Source organism: Citricoccus parietis, from assembly GCF_042433045.1.
GTDB lineage: Bacteria > Actinomycetota > Actinomycetes > Actinomycetales > Micrococcaceae > Citricoccus > Citricoccus parietis.
In genome coordinates this window covers 59,834-75,336 of record NZ_JBHLWH010000045.1, presented here as the reverse complement: position 1 = coordinate 75,336, position 15,503 = coordinate 59,834, and the positions used below count along the sequence as shown (strand labels likewise).

At 69.1% G+C, this 15,503-nt stretch carries 21 protein-coding genes; 9 read left to right on the top strand and 12 right to left on the bottom strand.

The window, feature by feature from the left end; genetic code table 11:
* Positions 1 to 69 precede the first annotated feature (69 nt).
* Both ACFFIO_RS15855 and ACFFIO_RS15850 read right to left on the bottom strand, forming a co-directional pair.
* Entirely contained in the window at positions 70 to 810 is a 741-nt protein-coding gene (locus ACFFIO_RS15855) for a dienelactone hydrolase family protein (protein WP_378043329.1), read from the bottom strand.
* A 66-nt stretch (positions 811 to 876) separates the two neighbouring features.
* Complete coding sequence (locus tag ACFFIO_RS15850) at positions 877 to 1,116, bottom strand: hypothetical protein (protein WP_378043327.1); 240 nt, start codon at positions 1,114 to 1,116, stop codon at positions 877 to 879.
* Here ACFFIO_RS15850 and ACFFIO_RS15845 point away from each other — a divergent pair.
* The 3 genes from ACFFIO_RS15845 (at position 1,115) to ACFFIO_RS15835 (ending at position 2,926) form a co-directional block, all read left to right on the top strand.
* Positions 1,115 to 1,423: a hypothetical protein gene (locus ACFFIO_RS15845; RefSeq protein ID WP_378043325.1), complete on the top strand. Its 309-nt coding sequence runs from the start codon at positions 1,115 to 1,117 to the stop codon at positions 1,421 to 1,423. The genes ACFFIO_RS15850 and ACFFIO_RS15845 overlap by 2 nt on opposite strands.
* A 70-nt stretch (positions 1,424 to 1,493) precedes the next feature.
* Complete coding sequence (locus tag ACFFIO_RS15840; protein ID WP_378043324.1) at positions 1,494 to 2,237, top strand: alpha/beta fold hydrolase; 744 nt, start codon at positions 1,494 to 1,496, stop codon at positions 2,235 to 2,237.
* Complete coding sequence (locus ACFFIO_RS15835; RefSeq protein ID WP_378043322.1) at positions 2,234 to 2,926, top strand: esterase/lipase family protein; 693 nt, start codon at positions 2,234 to 2,236, stop codon at positions 2,924 to 2,926. The genes ACFFIO_RS15840 and ACFFIO_RS15835 overlap by 4 nt, the downstream gene beginning before the upstream one ends.
* Positions 2,927 to 2,964: 38 nt before the next feature.
* Here ACFFIO_RS15835 and ACFFIO_RS15830 read toward each other — a convergent pair whose 3' ends face one another.
* Positions 2,965 to 3,279 (bottom strand): YrhK family protein, encoded by a 315-nt coding sequence (locus ACFFIO_RS15830; RefSeq protein ID WP_378043320.1) that lies wholly within the window; start codon positions 3,277 to 3,279, stop codon positions 2,965 to 2,967.
* 79 nt (positions 3,280 to 3,358) lie between these two features.
* Between ACFFIO_RS15830 and tsaB the strand changes: the two genes are divergently transcribed.
* Positions 3,359 to 4,054, top strand: a complete 696-nt coding sequence (gene tsaB / locus ACFFIO_RS15825) for a tRNA (adenosine(37)-N6)-threonylcarbamoyltransferase complex dimerization subunit type 1 TsaB (RefSeq protein WP_378043318.1) — start codon at positions 3,359 to 3,361, stop codon at positions 4,052 to 4,054.
* Positions 4,055 to 4,059: 5 nt separating this feature from the next.
* Here the strand turns inward: tsaB and ACFFIO_RS15820 are convergent, their stop codons facing one another.
* Positions 4,060 to 5,415: an AI-2E family transporter gene (locus ACFFIO_RS15820; RefSeq protein WP_378043316.1), complete on the bottom strand. Its 1,356-nt coding sequence runs from the start codon at positions 5,413 to 5,415 to the stop codon at positions 4,060 to 4,062.
* A 134-nt stretch (positions 5,416 to 5,549) separates the two neighbouring features.
* On the opposite strand from ACFFIO_RS15820, the gene ACFFIO_RS15815 reads away from it, so the two are divergent.
* The 3 genes from ACFFIO_RS15815 to ACFFIO_RS15805 all read left to right on the top strand — a co-directional run bounded on the left by ACFFIO_RS15815 (position 5,550) and on the right by ACFFIO_RS15805 (position 7,896).
* Positions 5,550 to 5,852, top strand: coding sequence for a DUF3072 domain-containing protein (locus tag ACFFIO_RS15815; RefSeq protein WP_378043314.1), 303 nt, complete (start codon positions 5,550 to 5,552; stop codon positions 5,850 to 5,852).
* Between the two features lie 113 nt (positions 5,853 to 5,965).
* Positions 5,966 to 6,778, top strand: a complete 813-nt coding sequence (locus ACFFIO_RS15810; protein ID WP_378043312.1) for a uracil-DNA glycosylase — start codon at positions 5,966 to 5,968, stop codon at positions 6,776 to 6,778.
* A 131-nt stretch (positions 6,779 to 6,909) separates the two neighbouring features.
* Complete coding sequence (locus tag ACFFIO_RS15805; RefSeq protein ID WP_378043310.1) at positions 6,910 to 7,896, top strand: hypothetical protein; 987 nt, start codon at positions 6,910 to 6,912, stop codon at positions 7,894 to 7,896.
* A 118-nt stretch (positions 7,897 to 8,014) separates the two neighbouring features.
* Here the strand turns inward: ACFFIO_RS15805 and ACFFIO_RS15800 are convergent, their stop codons facing one another.
* From ACFFIO_RS15800 to ACFFIO_RS15790, 3 genes are all read right to left on the bottom strand, one after another.
* Positions 8,015 to 8,737, bottom strand: a complete 723-nt coding sequence (locus ACFFIO_RS15800; RefSeq protein ID WP_378043309.1) for a superoxide dismutase family protein — start codon at positions 8,735 to 8,737, stop codon at positions 8,015 to 8,017.
* A 100-nt stretch (positions 8,738 to 8,837) separates the two neighbouring features.
* Entirely contained in the window at positions 8,838 to 9,386 is a 549-nt protein-coding gene (thpR, locus tag ACFFIO_RS15795; RefSeq protein ID WP_378043307.1) for an RNA 2',3'-cyclic phosphodiesterase, read from the bottom strand.
* Positions 9,387 to 9,439: 53 nt separating this feature from the next.
* Complete coding sequence (locus ACFFIO_RS15790) at positions 9,440 to 10,615, bottom strand: FUSC family protein (RefSeq protein WP_378043305.1); 1,176 nt, start codon at positions 10,613 to 10,615, stop codon at positions 9,440 to 9,442.
* Positions 10,616 to 10,695: 80 nt separating this feature from the next.
* On the opposite strand from ACFFIO_RS15790, the gene ACFFIO_RS15785 reads away from it, so the two are divergent.
* Entirely contained in the window at positions 10,696 to 11,343 is a 648-nt protein-coding gene (locus tag ACFFIO_RS15785) for a GNAT family N-acetyltransferase (RefSeq protein ID WP_378043303.1), read from the top strand.
* A 58-nt stretch (positions 11,344 to 11,401) separates the two neighbouring features.
* Here ACFFIO_RS15785 and ACFFIO_RS15780 read toward each other — a convergent pair whose 3' ends face one another.
* From ACFFIO_RS15780 to ACFFIO_RS15765, 4 genes are all read right to left on the bottom strand, one after another.
* The gene (locus ACFFIO_RS15780) at positions 11,402 to 12,007 is read right to left on the bottom strand and encodes a hypothetical protein (protein ID WP_378043301.1); all 606 of its coding nucleotides are present in this window, start codon (positions 12,005 to 12,007) and stop codon (positions 11,402 to 11,404) included.
* On the bottom strand, positions 12,004 to 12,570 hold the full coding sequence (locus ACFFIO_RS15775; RefSeq protein WP_378043382.1) for a signal peptidase I: 567 nt from the start codon (positions 12,568 to 12,570) through the stop codon (positions 12,004 to 12,006). Before ACFFIO_RS15775 ends, ACFFIO_RS15780 begins: the two co-directional genes overlap by 4 nt.
* A gap of 89 nt (positions 12,571 to 12,659) precedes the next feature.
* Positions 12,660 to 13,199 carry a hypothetical protein gene (locus ACFFIO_RS15770; protein ID WP_378043299.1) on the bottom strand — a complete coding sequence of 180 codons (540 nt, stop codon included), beginning with the start codon at positions 13,197 to 13,199 and terminating at the stop codon, positions 12,660 to 12,662.
* Positions 13,200 to 13,243: 44 nt separating this feature from the next.
* Positions 13,244 to 13,795, bottom strand: coding sequence for an alternate-type signal peptide domain-containing protein (locus ACFFIO_RS15765; RefSeq protein WP_378043297.1), 552 nt, complete (start codon positions 13,793 to 13,795; stop codon positions 13,244 to 13,246).
* A gap of 324 nt (positions 13,796 to 14,119) precedes the next feature.
* Here ACFFIO_RS15765 and ACFFIO_RS15760 point away from each other — a divergent pair, with 324 nt between their 5' ends.
* On the top strand, positions 14,120 to 14,512 hold the full coding sequence (locus tag ACFFIO_RS15760) for an Hpt domain-containing protein (protein WP_378043295.1): 393 nt from the start codon (positions 14,120 to 14,122) through the stop codon (positions 14,510 to 14,512).
* A 6-nt stretch (positions 14,513 to 14,518) separates the two neighbouring features.
* Here the strand turns inward: ACFFIO_RS15760 and ACFFIO_RS15755 are convergent, their stop codons facing one another.
* Positions 14,519 to 15,433: a response regulator transcription factor gene (locus ACFFIO_RS15755; protein ID WP_378043293.1), complete on the bottom strand. Its 915-nt coding sequence runs from the start codon at positions 15,431 to 15,433 to the stop codon at positions 14,519 to 14,521.
* Positions 15,434 to 15,503 lie beyond the last annotated feature (70 nt).

The window sequence follows — 15,503 nt, the reverse complement described above, 5'->3', positions numbered from 1 at the left end:
CGGTAGGCGCGGTAGGCACGCTCTATCGGGTGAGGCAGCCGCTGGCGTTCCAGCGGATGTCTGCCGAGGTCAGGGCCCGCCCTGCGGGTCCGCGGCAGTCTGCTCGGCGTCCTGTGGGTCGATGGCCGGCGCCGAGGGAAGGTGCCGGGCGAACCACTCGGACGCCAGACGGGCGACCTGCTCCAGGGTGCCGGGCTCCTCGAAGAGGTGTGTGGCGCCGTCGATGATCTCCAGGGCGTTCTCGCATTGCAGCTCGGACTGGGCCTGGCGGTTGAACTCGAGCACCTGCTGATCCTCGCTGCCGACGATCAGCAGGGTGGGAGCCTCCACCGTGCCCCATCGCCCTTCGGCCAGGTCCGGCCGGCCGCCTCGAGAGACCACGGCACCGACACGGGCGCCGGGCTCAGCAGCAGCCCAGAGCGCGGCACCGGCCCCGGTGCTCGCTCCGAAGAACCCGACCGGTGAGGACATGCTCTGCGGTTGCCGGTGCACCCATGCCTCGGCTGCGGTGATCCGTTGGGCGAGTTTGGGGATGTCGAAGGCGTTTCCCCGGTCGGTTTCCTCCTCCGGGGTGAGCAGGTCCAGCAGGAGGGTGCCGAGGCCGGCATCCTGCAGGACGGACGCCACGTACTGGTTGCGCTCGCTGTTCCGACCGCTGCCGCTGCCATGGGCGAAGACCACCACGGGAGCGTTGACCTGCGGCAGGACGAAGTGGCCCTCGAGTGTCACGTGCGCGGCCGGGATGTGGGCTTCCGTTGAGAGTGGAGGCTGTTCGGGTTGCCCCGGGGCGTCGGGGGTGGGCTGGGCCATGATGTGCACCTCTCCCGGGCGCCGCCTGTCTGTGGAGGGCGTGACAGGCTCGGGCGTCCGTTGTGGTCAATCGCTGTCCCGGCCAGCGTAGGTGCGGCCGGGAGCAGCCGTGAAGACGGGATGGCCGGGGGACTGCGGAACCGGTGCCATGGCTCCGGTTGCTAGCATGCCGACGGCCGGATCTGGCATGGTCTTGGCATGCAGGACCACGCGCAGGCAGCCGTCGAGGCGTGCTCGTGGAGCACCTGAGGCACACTCGAGGCGCGGGTGAGGGGCCATCGAGACATCGAGGAAGGACGAGCGCATGAGCACTCCACGCGACGAACAAGGGCAGCCCGAGGTGAACCCGGACGACGAGAACGCCGCCCTGGGATCCGACGGCAGCGGCGAGGTCGATCTCGACCCCGACGACGACAGCGAGGACGACTACGAGCCGCAGCCTAGTGCCGGTGATGACCCGGAGGCCGAGGACCTGACGGACGCCGAGAACCGGGTCAAAGCCGGCAACACCGGTGCCGAGTCCACCGGGCCGAACCAGCCGGCGTCGGCTGCCGATCCGAACACCGACCCGGACATCATCGATTCGAAGGCCCAGCGAGATTCCGGCCGATAGGGATCGAACGCCCCGGCGCGGCCACGGGCTGGAGTCGCGGCGGTTGCAGGCTGGCGGGCACACGGTGGACGTGCGCGGCAATTTCGCGCCGCCACAGGGGGAGCACGGCGAAAACGGGAAGAAGGCGGAGACGGGGAGCCCGCCCGTGGTGCTGGTGCACGGCATCGGGATGTCCGGGGAGTACTTCCTGCCCTTCGCTCACGCGCTGGCCACCGACCACGACGTCTACGCACTGGACCTGCCCGGTTACGGCACCACGCCCACTCCGCCGCGGGCGCTGACCGTTCCGGAATTAGGTGAGGTTCTCGCCCAGGTGATCCGGACGCTGGGACTGGACGCGGCCGTCGTCATGGGTCACTCCATGGGTTGTCAGATCGTGGTGGACACCATCGTGCGGAACCCGGGGCTGTGTGCCGGGTACGTGCTGATCGGCCCCACGGTGGATCCGGCGGCGCACAGCCGGCCGGCCCTGGCCTGGCGGCTGCTGCGGGACACCGTCGGCGAGCCGGCGGCGAACAACGCCGTGGTCTTCCGCAACTACCTGCGGATGGGCCCGCTGCGGTACCTGCGCACCGCGCGGCACATGCTCGCCGACCGGATCGAGGAGGCGATCATCCGCTGCCACGTGCCGGGGCTCGTGGTCCGGGGAACCCGTGATCCCATCGCGCCCCATGGCTGGGCCGTGGACCTGGTGCGCCTGGCTCCCGACGCCGGCCTGGTCGAGATCCCCGGCGCTCCTCACGCCGTGCAGTACAACCGGCCGGAGGAGCTCGCCGCAGCCTGCGCCCCCTTCCTGGAGTCTGTGGGCCGATGAACGTCGCTGAGATCGGCGTGAACCTCGCCGCCTGGATCCGTGACTACGCCTATGCGATCCGTTGGCAGGCCGCCGGAGTGGTGCACCGATACGACGCCCAGGCCTATCGCCGGTCCGAAACCGAGAAGCCGGCGGTGGTGCTCATCCCCGGCATCTACGAGAGCTGGACGTTCATGCTGCCGGTGGCCGACGCCCTGCGGGACCACGGCTATGACGTGCACGCCGTGACGGACCTGCGGTACAACGGGGGAACCATCGAGGAGATGGCCGAGCTGGTGGACCGGTATCTCCGCCAGGAGCGGGTAGGCCGCTGCGTGCTGGTGGCCCACAGCAAGGGCGGACTGGTCGGCAAGCTGCTGCTGGCGCACCACAACGAGGGCGGGGCGATTCACGGGCTGGTGGCGGTCAACACGCCGTTCGCCGGTTCCCCGCTGGCCCGGCTGCTGCCCTTGCCTGCCCTGCGGGTGTTCCTGCCGAACTCCCCGGAGCTGGCCGAGCTGAGTGCGAGCCGCCACGTGGACCGGGACATCGTCTCCATCTACGGCCGCTTCGACCCGCACATCCCCGGGGGCAGCTGTCTGGAAGGGGCGGACAATGTGGAACTGGGCACGCGCGGACACTTCCTGCCCCTCGGAGACCGCCGGGTGCACGCCGCGATCCTGGACGGGATCCGGCGGTTGACGGGGTGATGGCGGGGTGCTGAGCCGGGTGTGGAGGTGGATCACCGTTAGTGCTGAGGGCCGGAGAAGAGGTCCCTCGGAGCCTCGGGCGCCTTCTCGGCCAGTCGGTCGACTCGACGCAGGGAGGCCAGCCGCAGTTCGCGCGTGAGGCGGATGGTCGGCTTCAGGGCGAAGCAGATGGATCCGAGCAGGAAGCACCATGTACCCGCCATCTTGGTCGCCTCGCTGAAGAACAGGACACTGCCGACGATGAACAAACCGGCGGCGAGGAAGTCCACGGCGGTGTGCAGAACTTCGAAGATGGCGTAGACGCGGGCCGTCTGACCGGTGGTCTCGCGGTCGCGGGGGTCGAATAGTCGCATGGAGTCCTTTCGTGGTGTTCGGCCATCGGGGGCGGTCCCCGTAGGTTACTGGCTCTGTCCCCTTCGTAGACTGGACCCCATGCCCGACGACTCCTCCCGCCCCCTCCTCGCCATCGACGCCTCCGCCACCGCCAGTGTGGCCGTGGTGCAGGGCGGCGAGGTCCTCGCCCGCTACGCCTCCACCGAGACCAACACGCATGCCGAGGTGCTCACGCCCGCGGTCCGCCGGGTTCTCGAGGAGGCGAACGTGGAGCCGGGTGATCTGCGGGCGGTGGTGGCCGGCGTCGGGCCCGGGCCGTTCACCGGGCTGCGCGCCGGGCTGGTGACGGCGCGTTCGCTTGCGTTCGTGTGGGGGCTGCAGGTGCACGGGGTGATGAGCCTGGACGCGATCGCGCTGCCTGCGGCGGTGGAAGCTTTCCGAGCGGGCGTCGAGGAGTTCGTGGTGGCCACCGACGCTCGCCGCCGTGAGGTCTACTGGGCCCACTATGCGTCCGTGGGCGGGCAGTTCCAGCGCCTCCACGGGCCCTTCGTCACGGCCCCCGCCGAGGTCACCCCGCTGCCGGCCTACGGCGCCGGGGCCGGGCTGTACCCGGATGCCCTCGCCGCGGTCGTCGAGTTCTCCACCGCCGTGCCCGACGCCGGCTCGCTCGGCCTGGTCGGCGAGCTCGCCCTGCGCCGCGGCCGGGGGATCCTGCCGGTCACTCCGTTGTATCTGCGAGAGTCCGACGCCAAGGTGCCGGGCCCGCGCAAGCGTGCGGGCACCGGGGAGCGGTAGTCGTCTTAGTCTTCTGTTGACGAGGCGGGCCGGGGGGACTTCGTGGACCCGTGATGTTCCATGGGTTCAGAGGTTCCCTGCGGCGCCGACCCCGAAGGGTCGTCTGCCGGGCCGGTTTCCTGCTCTTGATCGACGGCGCCGAGGTTCTCGCCGGCTGGGCGCTGGCGGCTGATGCGCAGGTAGCGCAAGCGTTGGGCCGTGCTGGCCTTGGCGGCAGCGCGGTCCTTGGCGTCCAGGGGGTCCGGGCCGAGGACGGGATCGTCGCCGGCCTGGTACCGGTCCGTCCAGACCTGGATCAGGGTCCACGCCACGGCGGTGTAGGGCACGGCCAGGATGGCGCCGAAGATCCCGCCGACGATCGTGCCGATGGTCAGGGCCAGCAACACGATCATGGCGTGCAGGCTCAGCGTCCGGCCCATGACCACCGGCTGGAGGAAGTTGCCCTCGATCTGGTTGACCAGGATGACAACGGCCGTCACGATCAGTGCCGTGGTCAGTCCGTTGGTGACCAGGGCAACGAGCGCGGCCATGATGCCGGTGGCGGTGGCCCCGACGATGGGGATGAACGCGCCGATGAAGATGATCACGGCCAACGGCAGGGCCAGCGGCACACCGAGGATCGCCAGGGCGACGCCGATCAGCACGGCGTCCACGAGGGCCACGGTGGCGGTGCCGCGCACGTAGCCGCCGAGCACCTCGGATGAGCGGTCGATGGACTCCGCCAGCTTGGCCCGGGTGCCGCCCTGGAACCAGCGGAGGGAGAAGTTGGTGAACTTCCAGCCGTCCTTGAGCAGGAAGAACAGCACGACGATCATCAGTACCAGGCCGGTGAGGAACGTGGTGGCCGCGGAGATCCCGGTCAGGGTGCCGCTGGCCAGGCCGCTGGCGAAGTCACCACTGGCGAAGAAATCGGTGACCTGCTGCGTGGCGTCGTCGACGACGGAGGCGTCCACCGGCAGGGGTCCGGACGTGACCCAGTCCTGCAGTGCCTGCCAACCTTGCAGGGCCGAGGAGACCAGGGAATCCCACTCGTTGATGACCGCCAGGACAACCCCGGTAACCACCCCTCCGACCACCACCACGATGCCCAGGAAGGCCGTCAGGGTGGCCAGAAGGTGGGACCAGCCCTTGCCGACCAGCCACCGCACCAGAGGAGCGACCGCGGAGGCCAGGATCAGGGCCACCAGCGCGGCCAGGACCACGACGCTCACGCGCAGCAGCACCCAGATGATGCCGACGGCCACGGCGGCGATCAGCAGCGTCTGACCCGCACGCGCCCCGATCCGGCCCATCGGATCTGACCACGGACCGGCGCCGGGGGCCTCGGGCCGACGTGGCGCAGATTGCTCCTGTGTGCTCATGCGGACGCTCCTGGTTCAGCAGTTGGACGTGTGGTGCACTGCCCACTGTAAGTCCGCAGGGCAGCGACTGCAGCGTTGACCTACCGTTAGCATGTGCACCAAACCGACGACACCACGTCCCGAAGGAGCCACTGATGACGACGACACCCGCACAGTTCCCCGATCCGGAGGAAGAAGCAGAGGTCCTCGGACAGGGAAACGCCGCGGAATCGGCCACCGGCGCGGAGACCGAGACCATCGGTGCCACCGGTGATGCCGAGGACCCCGCACTGGAGAAGGACCCGGCCGACTGGGTCAGCGGTGACGACCCGATGACCGAAGCGCAGCGCTCCTACCTGGACACCCTCGCCAAGCAGGCCGGCGAGGAACTGCCCGCGAACCTGACCAAGGCCGAGGCCTCCGAGCACATCGACCGGCTCCGGGAACAGCAGTCCTGACCGGGGTCCCGGGCGGCGGCACCCCTCCCGGCCTTCCCCTCGGTGGTGGCCTGCCCCCACCGCTGCCCCATCTGCTGCCGCACCCGCTGACGGGCCAGCCGTTCGCCTCGCCCGTGCCGCCCGGCACCGGCTGGCCGGAGGACCCCGCGGGGCCTACGACGCCGGCCGCCACCTCGGCCGCACAGGTCCGGAGGCTGGCGGGCACGGCACAGTCCCTGGCCGACGTCGACGCACGGGTCTCGGTGTGCCGCGCCTGTCCGCGGCTGGTGGACTGGCGGGAGTCGGTGGCGGTGGGCAAGCGGAAGGCGTTCCTCGGTGAGCCCTATTGGGGCCGGCCCGTGCCGTCCCTGGGGGACGAGCAACCGCGCGTCCTCGTGGTGGGGCTCGCCCCGGCTGCGCACGGCGGGAACCGCACCGGCCGGATGTTCACCGGCGACCGCTCGGGGGACTGGATCCACGCCGCCCTGTACCGGGCCGGCTATGCCGCGCGGCCGACGTCGGTGTCAGCCGGGGACGGGCAGCGGCTCAGGGGCGTCCGCATGGTGGCCCCGGTGCACTGCGCCCCGCCGGACAACAAGCCGACGCCGGCCGAGCGAGCCGCCTGCGGGCCCTGGCTGGACCGCGAACTGCAGCTGGCGGACTCAGTCGAGTCGATCCTGGTGCTGGGCGGTATCGGCTGGCAGTCACTGCACGCCGCGGCGCTGCGCGTGGGCTGGAGCGTGCCGCGGCCCCGGGCGAAGTTCGGCCACGGGGCGCAGACGGTGTTCACGGTGCCGGGGAACGGTGTCAGCGACGGCCCCGGCGCTGTCAGCGCCGGCCGTCCGAGGGAGGTGCGCGTGGTCGGCTGCTACCACGTCTCCCAGCAGAACACCTTCACCGGGCGCTTGACGGAGCAGATGCTGGACGAGGTCATCGCGCTGCTCTGACCGGCCACCCCACCCTGGTTATGATCACGCTTGCGGTCGAGAATCGCCGATGCACCCACCCGCCATCGTGATCGTAACCGGCCTGTGGATAACTCCTGCGGCGTTCGTCGCGCACGTTCATGCTGATGTCCATGGACGTGACACTGGAGACCGACGGGTGTGAGGGGCCCGAGGACCGCGCGTATCCAGCGGGCCTCGACAAGGTGGTGTTCACCGCGGCAGAGGCCCGTGCGGCCGGGATGACGGACTATCAGTTGAGGCACCCGGCCCTGGTGACGGCGACGCCGGGGATCCGGTTCTGGGACGTGGGGGAGAGGCCCTGGCCGCAGATGGTGCAGGCAGTGTCCTCCCTGCCGGGGGATCACTACCTCAGCCATTCGACGGCAGCCCGGCTCTGGGGCCTCTGGATGCCGGCGTCCCTGGAAGAGGACCTGCCGATCCACATCACCGGTCGCAAAGGGGTCGCCGGGTCGCGGCGGAGACCCGGGATCGTGGGGCACAAGGCGAAGCTGCATCCCTCGGACGTGGTGGAGGCCGACGGGCACCGGTTGACGACGCCCGAACGCACGTGGTTGGACCTGGCGACGCAGATCCACGATCCGCTGAGGCTCGTGGCGGCCGGTGATGCCCTGCTGCAGCGGCAGGATGGACCGCTGCGGGGGATCGAGGTCCTGGGCCGACCTCACCCGCTGGCCACCCTGGCGGACATCGACGCGGCCATGGCCAGGCGGCGGCGGACCAAGGGCATCAACGCCGTCCGGCGGGCGCGCGAGCTGATCCGAGCGGGAGTGGACTCGGCAGCGGAGACCCGCGTGCGGATGCTCATCCTGCAGGCCGGTCTGCCCGAACCGGTGGTCAACCAGGAGGTGTGGCTCTCGCCCACCCTGAAACGGCGTCCGGACCTCCACTATCCCGGCTGGCGGATCGCCATCCAGTACGACGGCCGTCATCATGGCGAGAACACCCAGCTGAACAGCGACATCCACCGTGACAGCGACTTCACCGACCACGGCTGGGAATCCGTCAAGGCAGCCGATGACATCTACACCGCCCGGGGCGAGCAGCTGTTCCTGGAACGACTGCGCCGAGCGATCCAGCGTCAGGCCTCAGTCGACTGACCGTGACTATGCGGTGACGTCGAAGAGGCAGTTACGATCACGCCTGCGGTCGAGTGCATCGGCGATTCTCGACCGCAAGCGTGATCGTAACGTGGGGGGGTGTGAGCTTGATGCGGGATCAGGCCGCCGGCTCGATCACCCCGCAGGCCAGGCGGTCGCCCGCATCGCCGGCACCGGTGGTGTCCTCGTCCGGACCGTCCGGGGCGTAGCGCTCGGGGATGTTGGCGAAGTTGTCCGGGGCAGAGTGCACCATCATCGCGGCGCCGTCCTCGTCCTCGAAGTCGTCGAGGCTGATCCGGTCGGTCCGGAAGGTCAGGTGGGCGTCCCCGGACTCCTGCACCAGCAGAGTCGGCAGGTCCCCGGCGTGGTCCGGGTGGTCGGCCTCCTGGGAACCAAGGTGGCCGCCGGCGGACTTGAAGGCGCCCGTGTCCTCCGGGTCGTCCGGGGCGGCGCTGTCCGGCTCGCACTCGCCGATCCCGTGCACGTGCAGGCCGTAGAACCCGGGGTCCATGCCGGCGGCATCCACCTGGATCTCCATGACGCCCTCGACATCCCGGATCTCCGCCGTGCCGAGTTCGCCGCCGTCGGCGTCCTGCAGGGTGGCGGTGAAGCCGGCCGGCGTCGCCTCCGAGGTCTCGGCGCCCGCGGTGGCGCCGGGACTCATGGACTGGGTGCCGCCGTCGGGTGCGGTCTCCCCGGGGCTGCCGGTGAGCCCGGGTGCCGGGGCGGACGGTTCAGAGCCGCCGTCCGAACACGCGCCCAGGGCGAGCATGCCGCCCAGGCCCAGCAGGGCCGCCGTCGTGCGTATCAGGGTGGTCTTGCGGGCAGTGTGCTGAAGCATGGTGTTCCCTCTCCTCGCGCCGCTGCCGCCGACTGGTGATGGAGCTGCCGACCGCATCACGGCATGGCACCACCCACGGTACCGACGACGGCGCGCTGAGTCAGGGGTTCAGAGGTGCCGTCATCACGGTCCGATGCCGCGGCCGGTGACCATGCCCCTGGAGCGTCGACTCGACCAGGTGCACCTCATCCACCGTCCAGATCCGGGAGTTGAACGTCTCGAGCACGCGGATCCACCGCGTGGCATTCGTGCGGCCCGGGCGCGCCAGCGTCAGGTGCGGATGGAAGGCCTTGCCATCGGGCACGACGCCGGCCCGGTTGCCCGCCCCGCGGGCCTTACGCGCCAGCCGGGTCAGGTCCTCCGCGCCGTCCTCGACGCCCAGCCACACCACCGCGGCGCTGTCTGGATGGGGGAACGCTCCGGCCCCGTGCAGGCCGCAGGGGAAGGACTCGACGCTCGCAACGGCGTCGTCCAGGTTCTCCTCGAGCGGCTCGAGCGAACGGTCCGGGACGGAGCCGAAAAACGTGAGGGTCAGGTGCATCTGTTCCGGGCCGGTCCAGGTCAGGCCCGGACGGACGGAGAGGAACTCGGCCAGCTCCTCGCGGACGTCCTCGGGCGGGTAGACGGCCACGAACATACGGGTTCCCATGGACGATTCCTATGCCACGCAGGGGACGGAAGACAAGACGCCGCAGCCGTCCGTCAGGCGTCGGGTTCCCGGGCCTCGCGGGAGGACGCCACATCGTCCACGATGATGGCGATGTGGCGCAGGCTGGTGATCAGCGAGCCGTAGATCGGCCACGCGGACTGCGGGAGCTCGTGGTCGTCGGAGAGGTCGTTGGCCAGCGCGGTCAGCCGGTCGTCGATGGGCTCCACCTCGGCATCTGGGTCGGCGATGGCGCGTCCGCAGTCGCGCACGATGGCCACCCACTGAGTGCGGAACCGGTCGTTCCACGGGCCCTCAACATAGGAGGCCTGCCGCAGGGTGCGGGCCAGGTTGAGCAGGTGGGAGATGCCCTCGTCCACGCGGCCCAGGATGTCCGCGTAGCCGCTCCCTTCCTCCGTTGCGGGCGCAGGATGGTGATCCTTGGACAGGCCTTGTTGATGGAGGTAGACCCGGGGATTGGCTCGGTGGCTCTCCCGGGCGGACCGCACCAGAGTCCAGGCCGCTGCCGTGTCCTGCTCCATGGACCGGGCCTCACCGATCCAGTCGTCGGCGTTGTCCGTGTCCCAGTCCTGCGCCAACTGGTCCGCCATGTCGACCAGGACTCCTCCCATGCGGCGGTTGACGGAATCGACGTGGCGGGCCGCCTGCTGGTCCCGCAGGGGAGGAATGATGAGCAGGTTGACGGCGATGCCGACGGCGACGCCCACGCCGACCTCGATCATGCGATCCACCAACAGGGGTTCCTGATCCTCGAAGCCGCTGCTGAGCAGGAAGATCGCCGTGGTGGCGATGGCCACCCCCTCATCCCGGATCCAGCGAAGGCGGGCCGCGATCAGACCGATCAGCAAGGCCAGGGCGTAGGTCCACACGTCCACGCCGAGGTAGTTGCCGATGACGAAGGACAGGCCGACGCCGATGACCGAGGAGACCGCGGACTGCGTGCCGCGTGAGATCGACTGGTAAACGGTGGCGTGCACGGTCAGCAATGCCGTCCACGGCGCGAGGAACGGCATCTCGGTTCCCAGCACCGTCACCGAGAACCACCACGCGAACGACGCCGCGATCACGCTTTTGACGGTCTGGGACGTGGCGGTGAAGAAGGCCGGAGTCTTCACCCGTTCCCACACCCAGTCGAAGCGGCCGCCCGTGCGGGGTTCCTTGCCCGTGCCTGCCTTGGCGCCCATGCTCACCCCCGCCTCATTCGTCTTCACGTCGTCACCCTAATCCCGATGCCGGGTCAGCGGTGAGAGCCGTGGTCCGGGCCTGAACAGCGGTTCATAGAATGGTGCGCATGCCTTGGCCCGTGGACCCCAGTGAAGCCGAAGCCGCCGACCCCGTGCTGCCCGCCGGATATTCGATGCGGCCCCTGGAGTGGGCCGACCTGCCGGCCGTGCACGACCTGGAGCAGCGGCTCTTCCCGCTGGACGCCTGGCCGCTGTCCTTCTTCGAGGAGGAGCTCTCCCACGCCGTCCCGGAGCACGACGGCGGCACGCGCGCCTACCGCGTCGTCGTCGGCCCGGATGCCGGACCGGGAACCGCGACGGATACTGTCGCCCGGATGGAGGCCGGGACCGAAGCGGAAGGTGAGGCGGACGCGGGGGAGGCCGCCGGCGTCGTGCTGGGGTATTGCGGGCTGATGTGCGTGCCACCGCTGGCCGATGTGCAGACGATCGCCGTGGTGCCCGAGGCCGAGGGGCAGGGCCTGGGCACCGCGATGCTGCAGTGGATGGTGGCGGAGTCCGGCCGGCGCCGCGCGCGGGACCTGCTGCTCGAGGTGCGCGAGGACAACCCGCGGGCGCAGGCGCTGTATGCGCGCTACGGCTTCGAGCACATCCACACGCGGGCGGGTTACTACCCGGGGGATCCTGCGGGCGGTACTGGGGCTCGAGCCGGTAGTGGCCGGGTGGACGCGCTGATCATGCGGCGGCGGCTGGTCTGACCGACCGTCTCAGGGCGTCGCTGCGGGCCTGGATGGCCCCATGGTGACAGCAGCGCGCCTACTGGTCGATGACTTCGACCTCGACCTGCGGCGTCGTCTCGTCCTGTGCGGCGTCGTCCGTCGAAGCGTCGGTGGAGAACCCCTGCCTTGTCGACCGGTGCCTGTCCCACACCCTGACGATGATGTTCACGGATTCCGGCTTCCCTGCCACGTTGTTCATGTAGGGCGTGACCGTGAGCCTGAAGGTGGCGGTATTGTCCTGGCCCGTTGCGACCCAATACGAAGCCTGGGGATCCTGGCCGGCGTCGACAGTCCTCCGGGAGATCACCCGACCGTCTTCCGACTTCATCGGCTCCAAGGTGGCCTTGAACGTCACACAGGGATCGAACGACCTGCCGTTCTCGGGCTTCCAGGCGGTGCGGACCCACGCACTTCCGTCCCAACCGAAATCGGCAGCGTAGATCCTCATGGGCAGCTCCCATTTCTCCTCCGGGGTGGAGCACCAGGAGCCGGTGGAGACGGTGGCCTGGACGGTACCCTGTTGCGACCACAGGGCACTCGCGCCGGTCAGGCCCAGTCCGCCCAGGAACACCACCAGGAACAGCACGACGGCGGTGCGCCAGGTCCGGCGGGAAACGCCCCCGGTGCTGTGGTCGGGGTTCATGTCAGGACCTTGCCTTTTACGGAAGCCGCATCGTCTTTCGTGAGAGCCGCTTCGAGTTCCGAGGAGGTCTCCTCGATCAGCTTGCGGTCCCGCGCCTCCCGGCGGTCCTTGAGGATGCCGCGGACCATGGAGAAGACGCCGAAGCCGATCAACGCGACGGCCAGAGCCGTGATGACCCAGCTGCGGTCGGTCTGCCCCAGGGCGTTGGCCAGGAACCCGACGTAGGGGACGGCGTAGAAGAGCTCGCCGCGGACCTGGATCTCCATGACGGGGGTTTCGTCGGCAAGGTCGTTGTTGTCGCCCTGCGTGATGAGCTGGGGCTCGCCGTCCTGACCGGGGGTGAAGCCGATGATCCGGTGGGTGACGACGTCGGGCCGGCCGGACTCGATCTGGTAGGTGACCACGTCTCCGGTCTGCAGTGAATCGAAGTCCGTGGGCTTGACCACCAGGAAGGTCCCCGGCGGGTAGCTCGGCGCCATGGAGCCGGTGAGGACCGAGTAGGTCTGGGACCCGGTGACCATCGGGATGATGATCAGCACGATGGCGGCCAGGGAGAAGACCACCAGGAGCAAGGAAGGAGACGGCCTGGCCGATCCACTGCAGACCGGCCGGGGCAAGACGCTTCTCATGGTGCGTGGACATGGCGTGCAGCTCACCTCACCTGTTCGACGTGGACGGGGATGGTCACCGTGGCGGACTTGTCTGACAGAGACCCCGGTGTCTTCGCCGACAGGCTCAGGCGTAGGCAGAAGGTCCGCGAATCGCCCTGGGCCACTACGGCAGAAGATGTTGCCTGGAAGGTGGCATCGGCACACTTTCCGGCGGCGCTCTGGACGGTCAGCGCCTTGGACAGTTCCACATTGTCCGAGGTGGCCCGGTCCGACCTCAGTGTTGACCGGAGGGTGAGCCCCGAGGTGGCCGTGCTGTTGTTCGTGAGCTTCAGCGTGGCGTAGACGGGCTGATCTGGCGTCAACTGAGCGGTGGGACCCTCCAGGGCAACAGTGGTGGAGGTGCCGTCAGTCAGCATCGGTGAAGTGTTGACGTCCACCACCAGATTGGCCGACTGCACAGTGCCGGCGCCGGCGGCGGCCGAGACGTTCCACAGTGCCCACGTTCCGCCGACACCGAGGAGACCCACCACCACCGCGAGACCGAGGACCGCAGTGGTCTGCAGCATGCTCTTGATGCGCATCTCTACTCCTCATGGGTCGTGCGGTGGTGGCGGGTGCCTCGGGGTCAGTTGACCGGCGTTGGGTTCTTCTGCGTCAGGACGTACTTGATATTGCTGAGGTCGAGGGACGCGTTCATGGCGTCCTTGCCGTTGGCGTCAAACCGGACCGTGGCAGACACCGTGTACTTCCCGGGAGCGACGGTGACCGATTGGTCGTACCGGTCCATGACGGTGGTGCCTCCGCCGACACCCTGCTTGGTCACGGTGAACTTCTGAAGGGTCAGGTTGTCGAGGAGTTCGGATGACAGGGTCCCGGTGCTCATGGACAGCACGGCCTCCAGATTGCCCTCGGCGCTGACATTGATGACCTGCGTGTAGGTCATCTGCTCCTCTGGAACGATCTGGTAGCCCTTGATGGTTTCGCCCGTGGCGACGGTTCCGGACTTGAGGTTGGAGGTCCACGCGCCCGGTTCCGCGGCCAGGTTCATGTTGCCCGTGGTGATGGTGCCGGCGCTGGCGGACTGGTCCATGTTCCAGGTGGCCAGCGTCCCGCCGCCGCCGAGGAGGAGGGCCACGCCCAGGCCGGTCACGATGGCACCCTTGGTCATCTTCTTCATTTGTAAACCCCTTGTATGAGAACGATCTTCGCCGGGGCTGGCGGGGATGCCAGCGCCGGCGTCGATACTGAGACGGCTGTTCGGAAAACGGGCTTCCGGCCAGACGGGGATGTCGTGGCGGCAGCTCGCTTCCTGATGGCTCTATTTGAGTCCCGGCCCCTCAAATCCGTCCTCGGGATTTGCGACGATTCGCCACAAGGTTTCCCATAGATTCGCGACTGCTGTCTTGAGGTTCCCTTTGGTCGGTGTGACCAGAGTGGTTCTTGAGCAAAGCTTTGGGAAAAGTCCGGCGTGCTCCTGCGGAAAGGAGGGCATCATGGCGCTATGACCACTGCACCAGTACTCGATGCTGATGCGCTGGGCCGGTTGGGGGAACAACTAGGCGATACCGACATGCTGTGCCGATTCATCCGCCGTTACGAAGCCATGCTGGGCCAGCGCGTCGAGCGACTTCAGCGCGCCCTCACCGCCCAGGACCATGAGGACTGGATGGATGCCGTCCTCAGCCTGAAGACGTCCTCCGCCATGGCCGGCGCAGAGGCACTGTCCACCCTGGCTGCCGAGCTGCAGGAGGACTTCGCCAGCCGCCCGCCCACGCCCGTTCGCTGGCCCGCCGTGGAACGCCTCGCCGAGATCATGGAGTGCCTCCGGCGATTGGCAGCGGAGACGGCCCGCCAGCTGAGGATCTTCCTCCAGCAGGTTCCCTCGGCTTCTTGACGCCGGCTAACCGACCAGCTGCGGGCTGCCCGCCATCCGGTAGCCGATCCCGCGCACCGTCTGCACCCAGCGTGGAGACTTCGGGGCGTCCCCCAGTTTGCGCCGCAGGTTGCCCAGATGCACCTCCACGGTCCGCTCGTCCGCAGCGGAGACGTAACTCCCATGGTCCGGCTCGTCCCCGCGGATGATCCGGGACAGCTCCGCCTTGGACCGCACCACCCGGCCGCTGCGCATCAGCGTCTCCAGCAGCAGGAACTCGGTCGGCGTCAGGGGGATCGCGCGCCCTTCCGTCTCCACATGGTGCAGGTCGGGGAAGAGCCTCAGCCCGTCCAGGTCCAGGCCGGCATCGGTGCCGGGCACGGACACCGGGCCCGACGTCGGCCCGCCGGCCGCCGCTGGAACCACCGGTACTCCGGCGGCCGGGGTCGCCGGCGTCGCACTGGGTGCCGTGGCGGGAACCTGGCCGTGGTTCGCGGAAGGTGTCGGGGCCGGCGTCGAGCCCCTGGTGGAAAGGATGGGGGCGGCACTGTCCTGACCGGAGGCCTGACCGCCGCGGGGGCGGCGCATCATGGCCTCGATCCTGGCCCGTAGCTCGCGCGGCCGGAACGGCTTGGTGAGGTAGTCGTCCGCACCGGCGTCGAGACCCATCAGGGTGTCGATCTCCTCGCTGCGCGCGGTCAGCATGACCACATAGGCGTCGGTGAAGCGGCGCAACCGGCGGGTGACCTCGTAGCCGTCGATGTCCGGAAGGCCCAGGTCCACCGTCACCAACACGGGATCGAACTCGTGGACGGCGGTGACCCCGTCGGTGCCATTGGCGGCGGCGATCACCTCGAAGCCGGACTGGCCCAACAGGGCCACCATGAGCCCGCGGATGTCCTCGTCATCCTCGACGACGACGGCGACACGACGATCCTCCACGCGAAACACCCCCAAAGCATTGTTTGGTCTAAGGCTATCGTGTAGTAGGGGCGTCTCATGCCCCGCAACG

Excerpts from the sequence above, each read along its gene's own strand:
- ACFFIO_RS15835 (WP_378043322.1), top strand. The coding sequence starts at position 2,234 with ATGAACGTCGCTGAGATCGGCGTGAACCTCGCCGCCTGGATCCGTGAC.
- ACFFIO_RS15805 (WP_378043310.1), top strand. The coding sequence starts at position 6,910 with ATGGACGTGACACTGGAGACCGACGGGTGTGAGGGGCCCGAGGACCGC.
- ACFFIO_RS15770 (WP_378043299.1), bottom strand. The coding sequence starts at position 13,199 with ATGCGCATCAAGAGCATGCTGCAGACCACTGCGGTCCTCGGTCTCGCG.
- ACFFIO_RS15850 (WP_378043327.1), bottom strand. The coding sequence starts at position 1,116 with ATGCGCTCGTCCTTCCTCGATGTCTCGATGGCCCCTCACCCGCGCCTC.
- ACFFIO_RS15820 (WP_378043316.1), bottom strand. The coding sequence starts at position 5,415 with ATGAGCACACAGGAGCAATCTGCGCCACGTCGGCCCGAGGCCCCCGGC.
- ACFFIO_RS15815 (WP_378043314.1), top strand. The coding sequence starts at position 5,550 with ATGACGACGACACCCGCACAGTTCCCCGATCCGGAGGAAGAAGCAGAG.
- ACFFIO_RS15760 (WP_378043295.1), top strand. The coding sequence starts at position 14,120 with ATGACCACTGCACCAGTACTCGATGCTGATGCGCTGGGCCGGTTGGGG.
- ACFFIO_RS15780 (WP_378043301.1), bottom strand. The coding sequence starts at position 12,007 with ATGAACCCCGACCACAGCACCGGGGGCGTTTCCCGCCGGACCTGGCGC.
- ACFFIO_RS15765 (WP_378043297.1), bottom strand. The coding sequence starts at position 13,795 with ATGAAGAAGATGACCAAGGGTGCCATCGTGACCGGCCTGGGCGTGGCC.
- thpR (WP_378043307.1), bottom strand. The coding sequence starts at position 9,386 with ATGGGAACCCGTATGTTCGTGGCCGTCTACCCGCCCGAGGACGTCCGC.
- ACFFIO_RS15830 (WP_378043320.1), bottom strand. The coding sequence starts at position 3,279 with ATGCGACTATTCGACCCCCGCGACCGCGAGACCACCGGTCAGACGGCC.
- ACFFIO_RS15800 (WP_378043309.1), bottom strand. The coding sequence starts at position 8,737 with ATGCTTCAGCACACTGCCCGCAAGACCACCCTGATACGCACGACGGCG.
- tsaB (WP_378043318.1), top strand. The coding sequence starts at position 3,359 with ATGCCCGACGACTCCTCCCGCCCCCTCCTCGCCATCGACGCCTCCGCC.
- ACFFIO_RS15845 (WP_378043325.1), top strand. The coding sequence starts at position 1,115 with ATGAGCACTCCACGCGACGAACAAGGGCAGCCCGAGGTGAACCCGGAC.
- ACFFIO_RS15855 (WP_378043329.1), bottom strand. The coding sequence starts at position 810 with ATGGCCCAGCCCACCCCCGACGCCCCGGGGCAACCCGAACAGCCTCCA.
- ACFFIO_RS15785 (WP_378043303.1), top strand. The coding sequence starts at position 10,696 with ATGCCTTGGCCCGTGGACCCCAGTGAAGCCGAAGCCGCCGACCCCGTG.